Genomic DNA, 11,915 nt, shown 5'->3' with positions numbered 1-11,915 from the left:
TCCCCATCGGAGCATCATCCGGGCCTGTGTGGGTTCCCTGACCCTTTTGGGAACTTGAAAATAATTTCCAGGGCGAAAGCCCATCCACGGAAATTTTTTGCCTGGCTGGGGCATTAATACCAGCCAATTCCTCCATACAATTTTGCCAGAGGTTGATAACATGGACGTAACTTATCTTCAGGAAAGTAGATGAGTAAAATTTGCCCGGTGTGTAGTGGTACCGGAAAATGCCCCATCTGTGGAAATTATAAGCAAAATCAATTTGAGCAAATTAAGGCGAGACTTACTAATATTGATGAAGAAATATTTGACCTTACACATGAAAAAGGAAGAAGGGGCTTAAAAATAAAACCAAAATGGATCGTATATGATACTCCCGGTTTAGCAAAACACATTCAGTCGTTAAAAAGTATATCAGAAGACTTGCATGAGATAATTGATTAGTGGGGGCGGATTGTAGACAAAGATACCATCATTATATTTTTCCACATAATTCATGCCATGACTTTTCACAAAAAAATTAATTCAATTGTGGAATTCTTGCAGTTTGAATGAGCCAATATCTTGAAAGATTCTTGCTTGATTGCAGGGCAAAAAACATGACAAACCACTCAATAGAGACTTATCGCAGTAACGTCATAGAGTTCCTTGCATATTTCCCAAAACCTATTACTGTTACAAATGACGATCTGAGATTATATATCGGAAAATTACGCTTACGAAAGCTGGCTCCGGGAACACTCAAAGGGTATATGTCAGCGGTGGCATCTTTCTTTGACTTTCTGGTATTTGAAAAAGAAATACAATTTAATCCAGTTCCAGAATTCAGAAAAAGATATCTAGATCGCATCAAGTGTCATCCAGAAACCCGTCAGCTCATCAGTATTATGGATATGCAGCTGCTCTACAAAACAGCCACTCATCCCCTGCAAAAAATCATAATCATACTCCTGGCCAAGACCGGAATAAGACGCGGGGAACTCCACGACCTGAAAGAATCGGATCTCAATTTTCAATTTCATGTAATTCGAATTCCTATGAAAGCAAAGAGGTCCCACAATCTTGCCTTCATGGATGATGAACTCGAAGGCGCCCTCAAAGAATACCTGGAATGGAGGTATAAGAGAACAAAAACGGACTGGCTGCTGATATCTGGGAAAGGCGGCAGGATCCACAAGGATGCATACGGGATGATCCTTGCTGACCTCGGGGAAAAGCTACACCTGCATAACAGTAACGGTCCCCTTGACAGGAAACTAACGCCTCATTGCTTTCGTCATTGGTTTACAACTCATCTCTTCAGGGCTGGTATGGATCCTCAATACATCAAATTCTTAAGAGGGGATAGTATGAGGGTAGAATCCTGGCAGATATACAACAGGATCGATCCGGAAATGGTAAGGATTGAATATTTGCGCTGTATTCCAAAGATTCTGTCCTGCCGGTGATCAGGCCTGGAATCCGGGACCCGGACAGAATCCTGGCAATCAGTACACCTCGGCTACGATCTTATCCCCTTCAAGCCAGAGATTGACATTATCCTTCTTACCCAGGGCCCTATCTATCTCTTCAGGAATGCCGATAACCCGCCGCCCGCCGCTTACTGTAATCTTTCGCTTAAACACTACAGCAGGCTTACGGAATTTCTTCGTTACCTCTTCCACTTTGTCAAGGGAATCGGCACCCAGATACTCTTCTCCGCAGTTCTGGCAGCGTGTACCTGTGAGCCTGGTTATTACTACTTCACGCCCTTCAATCGTTGCTGTGAAGTTAATATCATCAACTTCTCTTGTCTTTGTTCCGCACAGTAAACATTTAATTTCTATTTCGCTCATATTATTCCTCCTCTCGGATCACTGTTATAATAATCAACGCTTCTTTGATTATGAACGTAATGCGAATATCTCTGCTTTGATAATCCCATCCGCGCATTGTATATCTTATATCACCTGAGCCATCTATTTCTTCTTTATACTTTGAGCCATGAAGAAGCACGAGTTTGATCTCCGAAGGCAGTATGTTCCTTTCAGCCATTCTTCTGGCAGCATGGTTTGGCATACTGATCTTTCGCTGCTCAAATAACTCCAGGGCTTTCAAGCGGATAATTTCAAACTCGTCGTTCATAATCTCACTACATTATCTCTTATACTTCTCTATATTAATATAGTTTTCTATCCTACGATCCACTGCTGGATCTCCATCTGCGTCTATATAAAATACCCTTAATATAATCAAAAATAGCCTAATCGGATTTTATATTTATACAGTTATGGTATAATGATATTTATATTAATTTCTTCCGTTAGCTATAAATCGTAGGTTCGATGATAAAATATTATAGATATCATAGCATGGCCTGACGCCAGACATTAAAATAAACGCGCACAATATAATTAGACGGATGATCATTATGGTGATTATTTGCATGTTCCTGAAGGATCCATCTTAAAAAAAAATAACTATATTATAACTTTTTTATGATTATTCCTTTAACCTATTATTCGCTTTATCTTAGAAGGATCAAGTTCTATTAGCTGCCCTTTTATGATTTTATCCTTCTGCGATTCTACCAGTTCGCCAAGAGAGATAATACCGTCTGGTGTTGGCTGCGCTATATATGATAGCATGGCTTGCATGAAACTCTTAATTTCAGCAATGACGAGAGAGGATTTTATCTCATTATAAATTACTCTGCCCGATACCTCCATTGCTAAACGTGGCTGGGTTCTGGAGCCATATATGTATATAACTGGGAAATCAATTACGTATGGCACTCCGTCTTTTTTGAACATCATCCTTACTGTTTTATCTTTCTCGTATGTCAGGATCTCATCACATTTGAATTTCTTTAATAGCTTTTTTATGTCCTCGATGCTTTGCTCAAATGATACATCTGTATCCATATATGGAAATCCTGAATCTAACTTAAGGTGTATTTCTTTCATTTACTTTTACCTTCATTACAACATTCATTTTCATTGTTTCACCCTGTACTCTATTGTTTTACCTGCCAGCGTCCGGCTAATTGAAGCTTTCCCATGATTATCTACAATCGCTGTTTTCATATTTTTTATATTCATCTCACGAGCCAGCTTTGCATCTTCAATAACCTTCTTAAGCACCTCATTATACGACTGGCCTGTTTTTCCCATATCTCCAAGAGCTTTTTTTACTTCTACATCCAATTCCATTGTAGTTTTTGCCAAGCTATCACCTATAGAACCTATAGAATATATAGTATTTATAGTTTCTATAGGTTCTATGAATTATATAGATTCTATAGTATATGCAAAAAACCGCATTTTCAAAGATAACTAATATAATAAAAAAAATTAAATTCCATTAAGCTTCCGTTTACTTCACTTCTTATAATAAATTCAGATAGTGAGCCTCAAAAACTGCATATAATTTTCACTATATGCAGTTTGTGTTTACCGATAGCGATTTTAAAAACATTGAAATAAACGCGATTAGATAGGAGATATCATGGTTGCCTTTATGATTCAACCTCCTTTCATCCTCCGCCTCAAGCGTGCCATTTCCTTTTTAACCAATATCTCTGTTTTTTTCTGGAGGTGATATGCAGGATCCATTCTTGTCTTCATTTCTTGAACACCTTCCAGAGGATCCCCGCGATTACAGCAGCCATTATGATTGCCATGTAGATCTTCCATCCATCCGGGAGCAGATTGTACGCGGCCAAGAATCCCAGGAGCCCTACACCGGTGAGGAGAGGGGGGCCAACATGCTGGTTCTTGATATACATAGCCATCACGATTGCAAACACACACAGTACATAGAATATCTGGCCCCAGTAATCAACAAAGGGTTGGATCATGAATGTAAGCAGATTGCCTTCATCCCGGGCCAGTCTATTAGTATAATTACCTATTCCGATACTGACATTTGAAATTCCCGTCCCTGTGCAAATATCGCTATAAACAAAAACATATGAAGTTGTTGTATTGATCGCATATCCTCCTGCAGTAGAAACATTGAATGAGATTGATTTGTTTCCCCAAACAATAGTCGGATCATTTCCATAAGTGTATGTCCATTGTCCACCTCCGGCATTTGCCATAGCATATTCTTCATACGGAGTTAGCGAAGTGCCATTCACAAGAATTGCATTTTTGTTTTCAATGATCACGGTCACAGCAGTTATTGCTGCAAAATCTGAAAAAGTAGCTGATATCACTGAAGGCTGGCACTTGTAGATCTTACTTGGTGTAGCTGATGAACTGGAAAGAGTATAGGCACCGGCTGCAACTGTAAATATCAATAGAATAAAGATAGCAAGGATCACACTGGCCCAGAAATTATTCACATAATATTTCAGTTTCATTATTCCTGTTCCCGCAAGCTCGTCCTGCCTTTATATTGATTATATCCCAGGATGAACATCAGCCAGGTTCCAACAGTCAATGGAACTGTGAATGCGTACGGCGCCCCCAGAAGGGGAAGATAAAAATCCATGAGGATCGTGCTATAGATAAGGATTGAAACTATCGGGGAAAGAGTGTATATCAATAATCCGAATGCACTTATTGCGATCACATTATACGCAAGGCTTTCTGTTGTTGCCGGAGCAAATGCCCGGATCACTCCAAGAATATCCGGCCCATCATATTGTTTTAATTGGATATCCCCGAATATTCCGGATGAGACAACGATCACTATAGAAAACGAGAACATGATCAAATATAATGATATATGATGTGCTTTCATGGTTTCTTCTCCTTATCCTGCATGTAATACAATACCAGGAAAACTACAAGCCCGCCAAAAAAGCCAATTCCAGCAGTGGTTTGAGTCATCCATCCGCGTTCAGCAAATATCACAGCAAATATTCCTGTCACAACGGATCCGAATGGACTGTGAATAGCTCCGAACCCTGCTCCCATGAGAATTAAGATCAACATCGAAAAAGCCGTGTATATCCACTCAGGAGCAGTAAAACTCCCATAATTCCAGATGTATCCTATACCATCATCTGAGCGCCTTGTCCCTGCCCTGTAGTCTACAGTATATGAATATGGGTATGTTCCTGTCGTGGTATTTGCAGTGAAATAGACATAATAGATGTCTGAGGTATTAGTGACAATATATTCACTCATGCCATGTGACACAGAAGTTGTCAGCTGGTGTACCAGCGTTTTTGCAGATCCTTTATAGATCGAGAAATTAAACGAATTAAGGGTCCCGGAATCAGACCAGCGCAGAGTAATGTTATTTGCCCCATTCGTGATGTTATAATTGAACGGAACATATTCTGTGGTATTAACTCCGATATCGATAAGAGTTACTTCTACGTTTCCGCTGCTGATCGGGATGTAGTTGCCCCATTCCTGGATTCTACTTCCATGCGTTACTGTGAGTTTGTAGCTATCCCCCTGGATTAGATATGCTGCAACTTTTGCATCGGCATCAAAATAACTTGAATGCATGACGGAATTGTTCTTGGATATAGTGAATACTGAGTCTTGCCATGGGAAAAAACCCGTGTAGTCGAGCAGGTAAAAAGCAACAGTATTGATTGTGTTTGCCGTGCTGGGAATATACATGGTAACATTCGTAGGGGAAGTCACCAGAGTAGATCTTGATGCAAAAGAGGTGTTAGGGACAATACGAACAAGATATTCTCCGGATGCTACCTCTGAGCTAGAGAAGTTCACCCAGCCAGTAGTTGTTGATCTATTCGTGGTATAAGTTGAATTGTATATCTGAGCGCTGAATGTCATTATCCTTGAATTCCAGTTCTGCTCGTCAAATACAGTAATGTTCAATTGACCTGGGATTATTGTTGGACTGGCCGTGGTGTATTCAAAATATGTTGAATAATGTCCCGTACCGTTTTTAAATCTCCAATAATATTTAGTGCTTGGGTTTAGTGATATTGCCCCGCTGCTTATAGTTTCATCAGTAGCTGTGCCGCTACCAGTTACAATTATATTAATGAATTGGTTGTCTGTGCTTACTTCATAAGTATATGGTGGCTGGCTTGGCCATTCTCGCGCTGATAGTGTGGGTGTTGTGGTCCCGGCTGTAGTCCCGTTAGCGGGGCTTGTGAGTTCCAGTGTGTATGTAACTGCTGTATATGTCCATGATGTAGAATTTGCTGTGATAATTTTAGTCCCTGCGGCCTGTACGTCAATATAACCTACACCATAACTTCCGGTCTGATTCACTCCGTCTATGGTCCATGTTGGAGTAGTGCCATTATAATAGAATCGTGTATATCTCCCCTGTAATTGTGATACAGATAGGTTCGTATTTTGAGTTCTATTGTTGGAATATAGGGATTGCTCTGTTCCCCATGTACTCCAGATAGGTTCTGAATATGCATAATTCCGTACAATTACATTATCAATATACATATAATTTGCATTAGCCACTTCTGCAAATTGAATATATCTGAAAGGTATTATAGTAGTATCATTAAATAAATATGATGGATTATCTTTTGCGACAGAATATCCATTCAATCGATTAGTGATTGTTATATTATATGTCGTACCTGAAGTATATGATGTATCGTGATTTGTGGCATTTACAAAGAAAGAATAAGTAGGAGCAGAAGTCATATATCCGACTAACCCCAGTACTCCTGGAGCAGTGAAAGCGGCATTTGTGAGACCACCATAACCGTAGTTAGATGCTGATGTAGCACGCTGCTTAAACGTAAGAATAAACGGTCTCGTGAGAGCACTATTTGAATAAACTCCAGCCCATGTTGCATCTCCCGGAGCTCCCTTCAATCGTAATTCTCCGCTGACTATTTCATTATTTGATATGTTTCCATTAGTCCATTTTGAAAGAGTTCCAGAGAAATCATCGAAAAACATGAATGTATTTGTTCCGTTCGACAAAGAGGATACACTCCCGTTACCATAATACATGCTCACGGTACCATTACTTGTTGCATTTACCCAAACTCTACCTGCAACGCTAGTTGTAATATTTGTTTCAACCAAATAAGACAAAACAGTTATATTATTCAAATAAAATATTATATCTGAACAATTTATGGTTTGACAATGCCCACCTGTAAATATATCTGTTGCATTACTTGTTCCTGTTGAATTTGTAACATTTAATAATAATTGATAAGGACGAGCACCATCTGATATAAAACCATCTGTTCTGTAAATATAAGATGCATTAGCCCATCGTAAAGATGCAGAAGCACTGCTATCTCCCCATGCTTGTATCTCAGAAATATGAACAGGATTATCTATACCTTCTACTCTCGTGAAATAAATTCTTATATATCTAAATATATCATTTGTTGTAGCGCTGCCGTTTTTAGTTCCTGCAGTTAAGTTTGTATAACGAGTTATCCAAGTTGATCCATCTGTACTTGTCTGAACATAAGTCGGTACAGCAAGAGCATCATAATAGCTGTAATTGATGTAAGATATATAATATAGCCCCCCCATATCTACTGTTGCGGTAGAATCCATACCATAAGCAGCAAATAATGTTTCTGTACCATCATTTGTTGAAAAATCTCCATCGACAGCTCGGGCCGGAAAATCAGGATATGATGCTCCACCGTTGTACCCCGAATACGAGGGGTTTTTCCCTGATGCATAATTTGTTGCGCTTGCTGATGGTACTAAAAGTAAAAAGATGAACGCCAATAGAATGAGTCTATTTACCCTGTCCTGTTGATTCATTATCGCCACCCCGTGTCTTCTTCCTTTTTGTGGCTCCATATTATAGCCCACAGGATCACTCCGATGAACAAAACTCCGAATCCCCAGGCATAATCCCGCTGCACCCATAAAACATCGTGCTTCGGAACCCCGAACTCTACCATATAATCCGCGATCAGGTTGATGGATGGAGTCACCAGAAGGTACACATAGACTATCATAAACTCCATCGCCAATGCGAAAACCCAGGTGAACACAATTGAAGCGCCGCTGTCATTTTGCAGGAAGCTCATTCTGTCCGGGTCCCGATCTCCTGGCCAGCTCTGCAGTGGGACAGAAAAAAGATTATCTTTTTTCTGTCTTGCTAAGTTCTGAGATCCTGCCGGATATCCACAGGAGCTCAGGACAGAATCAGTATCCATATTCTGGTTTTTGAGCTCTTGATTGTAAATACAATATCACTCCTATGAAAATCCATATCGGGCTTAGTCGTGCTCCGAGGATCATGAGATCTCCAATATACGTTGTATCAGTGTTCGTGTATCCCAGCGCAATGTTAATTGGTACGATGATATCCAGGATGTCGCTTAACACGCTGTAAAGTCCTCCTGTGACCCCTATAGTGAGAAACAGGGCTGCAAAAATAAGGTATGAGACCATTACCTTCGTCTCCTTTTCCCTCTACCCTTCTGTCCGAATGCTATTGGCTCCATGATTGGCGCGATCCTGACGGTCCTGAAGGATTTCTTGATCGCCTTCTGGATACTTCGCATATCGTCCTGATGTGGTTTCATTTTCAGTGGTTTTCCTGTTGGCCATCCAAATCCTCCACCTCCTCCGCCTCCTGAACGGCCGCCAGAAGACCCGGAACTATCACCTCCAGATCCACCTCCTCCACCTCCTGAACGGCCAGAACTATTACCTCCAGATCCACCTCCTGGGCTCCTGCCCGGCGGTGAGCTGGGTGGAGAGGATCCATGAGAGTTAGATCCTCCACTGCCAAACACGGACCCGCTCGGTTTGATACCAAAAGAGCTTGATTTGCTTCCTCCCCCGCTTTTGCTGCGGCTGCCACCTGATGATTTTGATCCGGAACTTTTCTCCAGGTTCTTCATCATAGATGATTCACGGATCGACTTATCAATTTTATACTGTGATACAATGTTATTATTTCTGGATTCGAAAGCTCCGACTCCTGCCATTTTACTTAAAGAAGCTGAATCGCTTTTTGGCCTGAGTGATTTGGAAACGTAGATGACCTGTTTCAGATCCGGTCTGTTCTCTCCAAGTGTATCAAAGAACTTAGCTCTCTGCTCTGGTGTGAATGATTTTACTTTCTCCATCCAGTTCTGTTCAAGCCTGGATAAGATGGTTCTCTCCCGTGCTATTTTTCCCGCTCTGAGCCCGGAGAATAAACCCATCTTCTGGGATTCTATAAGCGCTGGTTCTATTGTCAGGTAATCGGCGATATCTTTTACCCTTCTCACCATATCCGGTCTGACCTCATTCTCACGCAGCCCTATGGTGCTCCCCATTTTCCTTGTGGCCTGTTCAGATAATGAGGTTGCTTTAATACCTCCAATTTTTACAGGATCTTCGTATTTGAAAGCAAAGTGAACATATTTTTCCGCTGCTCTCTGATAGCCAGGGGATCCCAAAGCCTCAGGAACTAGATCGACCAGCCCTTCTGGTGGTTTGACATCAAAGATTGTCCCGCCTTCCTTAGTTATAAGCTGATGTCCTCCTGGAGTTTTAAGATATACTTTCCCTGGGTCCGTCTTTTCAATAAGGTCTAATAGTTCAGCAGCTTTTGCCTGTGGATTCTCGATATAAAAATCAATGTCATGTAATTCTCTATGTGGAAGGCCTCTCATCTGGCTTTTTTGAGCAACTGACCCGGCAACTACTGTATCCTGATTATCAAACCATTTCTTGACATTTTTGATCGTTTCTGGTTTTAAGCCATGTGCTTTTAAAGGTTCATCAAAAACAAGTTCCTCAGAGAGAAATCGCGATTCTGTCCCGAATGTCATTTCTCTTAATTGCATTGAATCTTCAGCTATTGCTTTGTTCAGTGGATCATAGTTATTGATTATGTTCTTCCTGGCAATTGCCAGTTCAGTTGGCGTGTTTGCTGGATATCCGGCTGGATTGTCAAATGCTTCCCCGTATAGTTCTTTCACTTGCGCTTCATTGAATTCAGGAGTCCCGATTTTCCAGCCCTCCGGAGTTTTTCCTATGAGTGGCTGCCCTGTACGCCCTACCTCAAGAGATAATCCACGATATACAGGGGTTTTCCCTGGGGATACATCCACGAATTTTATCGGTAAATCCTCTGTCAAGCTCACTGCAGAAGAGACCATTTTTTCTTTTACTAGTGATGCAAGCCCTGGCTTTTTTACTTTCTTGAGTCCTTCGAATCCTTTTTTTTCTACAGGTTTGAGTCCCTCAAGGCTGCCTTTATGCACTTGCTTGAGTCCCTCTAAGCTCGGTTTCGATACTTGCTTAAGTGATTCCAAGCCAGTCTGTGCAGGCCTGATATCCCCAACATTTAGGTTCACATTTTCAAACGGCATTGCCGTGATATCCTTTGTTTCCAGATTATTGATCTCAGGCTGCCTGAACTTCTTAGGGCCCAGAGTTTCTTCCTTGAATTTATTGAAATAATCAATCTCAACGATTTTGTTCTCCTTTACATACAGGCCATTATCGCTGAATATCTCCGAACCTTTGACTTTGATATTATCCCCGCTGGCCTTTAATCCGGATGCGATATTATCAATGAGCCTGTTCGCTTCGACTTTTCCTCCCGCTATCTCTACTTTGATATTACCTTCAGGAGGGAGGGACTCGTATCCGATGATCTCTGGTTTTTTCCCTGAAATAATATCATCAGGAGTTAGTTCTTCGAAGATAGGCTTTGGATTCGGTTCCTTCCTCGACATGTATATTTCTTCATTGAAGCTGTTTTTCTTGACACCCTCTGTTTTTCCGATGATGTCCTGGACTTTACCTATACCCCTGTTGCTGATATCTACGAGAGGATCTTTCAGGGCATTTCCGATTGCTCCACCTGCGGCCATTGGGACAATCTCTGTTGCAAATATTCCACCTGCTGTATTAGCTGGATTGTTGCTCCCTGATATCCTTTGCTCTACATCATATCCATAATATCCAGCAATCCCATAATTTACAATTGTGGGTAGCTTTGCAGCTATAGGAGAGAGTATAGCCATTGTCGCCGCAGAGACAATTGCATCTGCAGGCCTGTCCCTTATAGACTCTAGCATCCCTGTCTGAAAGTCATACGCTATTTTGTCCGCCTCTGTCGGTTTGTATGTATTTGGGTAATGCTTCGGCGCATATTCCTGGCCATATTCCCGTAATGCCTGTACCTCATTTAGGAATGGTGTTGTTCTAGAGGATATTTTTGAGTTAATATTTTCATATTCTGAGCTAATTTTATCCCAGAACGACATATCCTGTTTCTCCTGTGACTGCTCCTGTTGTGGCAGTTCTGTTTGTAGGGGTGGGCGTGGCGATGGTTTGTATACAAAATCTGGATTGTATCCTAAGTGTCTATTAAATGGAGTTTCAAAGCGTGGTCCGTTATTTCCCGGATAATTTTCTATCTGCTCCGGCTGAGACCTCTGGATCTCAATGATACCAGCTCTCTCTAACCTCAATGCCGCCCCTGGGTCTGCATTAGCTGCCGCCAGGACAGCGGTTCTTACTCCCGGCTGCTGAAGTTCAGTGTATGCGCTCCGTCTGTATCCGCTGCCGGCATACCCTTCATGGAATCCGCCGATAACAGTATCGTATCTTCCACCTCCGCGCCCGGAGTAGTCCTGGAGAGAGTGGACGTTTCCCAACCTGTCTGTGTAGATCGTAGTGGGATTCCCTGCATTGTCATAAGATGTATGGCTGCCACCACTTAGATCATTTCCTCCGCTGCTATATCCATAATTGTCCCCTGGATCTGATCCTTCGCTTACTGTAGCTCCTCCTGGGAGTTCACCCCACTGGTTAGGCTGAGATGGTGGCTGAGGTGTTGGAGGTTTTGAACCGCCGCCCCCATTGTCTCTTGTCGGTTCTGTATATCCTCCCCATCCTGGCTCTTCAGTGCTCATAAGATCACCTTGTCAATTCTGTCCTGCCGGTGAGCTGGCCAGGATATCGGGACCTGGACAGAATCAATTATGTCCTTCCGGAGATCTTTGCAGCAGCTTCCATGTGAGACAGAATTGTTGATCATAA

Annotated in this window: 13 protein-coding genes; 2 read left to right on the top strand and 11 right to left on the bottom strand. The window is 41.8% G+C overall.

Features of this window, described 5'->3' with window-relative positions; all coding sequences use genetic code 11:
- Window positions 1-189 precede the first annotated feature (189 nt).
- Together CL181_RS08605 and CL181_RS08600 are read left to right on the top strand one after the other, a co-directional pair.
- Complete coding sequence (locus CL181_RS08605; protein WP_097298905.1) at window positions 190-444, top strand: hypothetical protein; 255 nt, start codon at window positions 190-192, stop codon at window positions 442-444.
- A 107-nt stretch (window positions 445-551) separates the two neighbouring features.
- Window positions 552-1,448: a tyrosine-type recombinase/integrase gene (locus CL181_RS08600; protein ID WP_097298904.1), complete on the top strand. Its 897-nt coding sequence runs from the start codon at window positions 552-554 to the stop codon at window positions 1,446-1,448.
- 39 nt (window positions 1,449-1,487) lie between these two features.
- On the opposite strand, the gene CL181_RS08595 is transcribed toward CL181_RS08600, so the two are convergent.
- The 11 genes from CL181_RS08595 to CL181_RS21135 form a co-directional block, all read right to left on the bottom strand.
- On the bottom strand, window positions 1,488-1,835 hold the full coding sequence (locus CL181_RS08595) for a YgiT-type zinc finger protein (RefSeq protein WP_097298903.1): 348 nt from the start codon (window positions 1,833-1,835) through the stop codon (window positions 1,488-1,490).
- Window position 1,836: 1 nt separating this feature from the next.
- A complete protein-coding gene (locus CL181_RS08590; protein WP_097298902.1) occupies window positions 1,837-2,124 on the bottom strand; it encodes a DUF4258 domain-containing protein in 288 nt (95 codons plus the stop codon).
- Window positions 2,125-2,489: 365 nt separating this feature from the next.
- Entirely contained in the window at window positions 2,490-2,945 is a 456-nt protein-coding gene (locus tag CL181_RS08585; protein WP_097298901.1) for a hypothetical protein, read from the bottom strand.
- Between the two features lie 30 nt (window positions 2,946-2,975).
- Window positions 2,976-3,206 carry a hypothetical protein gene (locus CL181_RS08580; RefSeq protein ID WP_097298900.1) on the bottom strand — a complete coding sequence of 77 codons (231 nt, stop codon included), beginning with the start codon at window positions 3,204-3,206 and terminating at the stop codon, window positions 2,976-2,978.
- A gap of 395 nt (window positions 3,207-3,601) precedes the next feature.
- Window positions 3,602-4,345, bottom strand: a complete 744-nt coding sequence (locus CL181_RS08575) for a hypothetical protein (RefSeq protein ID WP_097298899.1) — start codon at window positions 4,343-4,345, stop codon at window positions 3,602-3,604.
- Window positions 4,345-4,728: a hypothetical protein gene (locus tag CL181_RS08570; RefSeq protein ID WP_097298898.1), complete on the bottom strand. Its 384-nt coding sequence runs from the start codon at window positions 4,726-4,728 to the stop codon at window positions 4,345-4,347. Before CL181_RS08570 ends, CL181_RS08575 begins: the two co-directional genes overlap by 1 nt.
- On the bottom strand, window positions 4,725-7,718 hold the full coding sequence (locus CL181_RS08565; RefSeq protein WP_176505120.1) for a DUF2341 domain-containing protein: 2,994 nt from the start codon (window positions 7,716-7,718) through the stop codon (window positions 4,725-4,727). Before CL181_RS08565 ends, CL181_RS08570 begins: the two co-directional genes overlap by 4 nt.
- Complete coding sequence (locus CL181_RS19735; RefSeq protein ID WP_141398847.1) at window positions 7,679-8,080, bottom strand: hypothetical protein; 402 nt, start codon at window positions 8,078-8,080, stop codon at window positions 7,679-7,681. The genes CL181_RS08565 and CL181_RS19735 overlap by 40 nt, the downstream gene beginning before the upstream one ends.
- Entirely contained in the window at window positions 8,070-8,318 is a 249-nt protein-coding gene (locus tag CL181_RS08560; RefSeq protein ID WP_097298896.1) for a hypothetical protein, read from the bottom strand. The genes CL181_RS19735 and CL181_RS08560 overlap by 11 nt, the downstream gene beginning before the upstream one ends.
- Window positions 8,318-11,788: a hypothetical protein gene (locus tag CL181_RS20255; RefSeq protein WP_097298895.1), complete on the bottom strand. Its 3,471-nt coding sequence runs from the start codon at window positions 11,786-11,788 to the stop codon at window positions 8,318-8,320. Before CL181_RS20255 ends, CL181_RS08560 begins: the two co-directional genes overlap by 1 nt.
- Window positions 11,785-11,913, bottom strand: coding sequence for a hypothetical protein (locus CL181_RS21135; protein WP_255251497.1), 129 nt, complete (start codon window positions 11,911-11,913; stop codon window positions 11,785-11,787). The genes CL181_RS20255 and CL181_RS21135 overlap by 4 nt, the downstream gene beginning before the upstream one ends.
- Window positions 11,914-11,915: the final 2 nt, after the last annotated feature.

Source organism: Candidatus Methanoperedens sp. BLZ2 (genome assembly GCF_002487355.1).
Taxonomy (GTDB): Archaea; Halobacteriota; Methanosarcinia; order Methanosarcinales; family Methanoperedenaceae; genus Methanoperedens.
This window is presented reverse-complemented; position numbering and strand designations above follow the sequence as displayed.

Coding starts and splice junctions, on each gene's coding strand:
- CL181_RS08605 (WP_097298905.1), top strand. CDS start 190: ATGAGTAAAATTTGCCCGGTGTGTAGTGGTACCGGAAAATGCCCCATC.
- CL181_RS08600 (WP_097298904.1), top strand. CDS start 552: ATGAGCCAATATCTTGAAAGATTCTTGCTTGATTGCAGGGCAAAAAAC.
- CL181_RS08595 (WP_097298903.1), bottom strand. CDS start 1,835: ATGAGCGAAATAGAAATTAAATGTTTACTGTGCGGAACAAAGACAAGA.
- CL181_RS08590 (WP_097298902.1), bottom strand. CDS start 2,124: ATGAACGACGAGTTTGAAATTATCCGCTTGAAAGCCCTGGAGTTATTT.
- CL181_RS08585 (WP_097298901.1), bottom strand. CDS start 2,945: ATGAAAGAAATACACCTTAAGTTAGATTCAGGATTTCCATATATGGAT.
- CL181_RS08575 (WP_097298899.1), bottom strand. CDS start 4,345: ATGAAACTGAAATATTATGTGAATAATTTCTGGGCCAGTGTGATCCTT.
- CL181_RS08570 (WP_097298898.1), bottom strand. CDS start 4,728: ATGAAAGCACATCATATATCATTATATTTGATCATGTTCTCGTTTTCT.
- CL181_RS08565 (WP_176505120.1), bottom strand. CDS start 7,718: ATGGAGCCACAAAAAGGAAGAAGACACGGGGTGGCGATAATGAATCAA.
- CL181_RS19735 (WP_141398847.1), bottom strand. CDS start 8,080: ATGGATACTGATTCTGTCCTGAGCTCCTGTGGATATCCGGCAGGATCT.
- CL181_RS08560 (WP_097298896.1), bottom strand. CDS start 8,318: ATGGTCTCATACCTTATTTTTGCAGCCCTGTTTCTCACTATAGGGGTC.
- CL181_RS20255 (WP_097298895.1), bottom strand. CDS start 11,788: ATGAGCACTGAAGAGCCAGGATGGGGAGGATATACAGAACCGACAAGA.
- CL181_RS21135 (WP_255251497.1), bottom strand. CDS start 11,913: ATGATCAACAATTCTGTCTCACATGGAAGCTGCTGCAAAGATCTCCGG.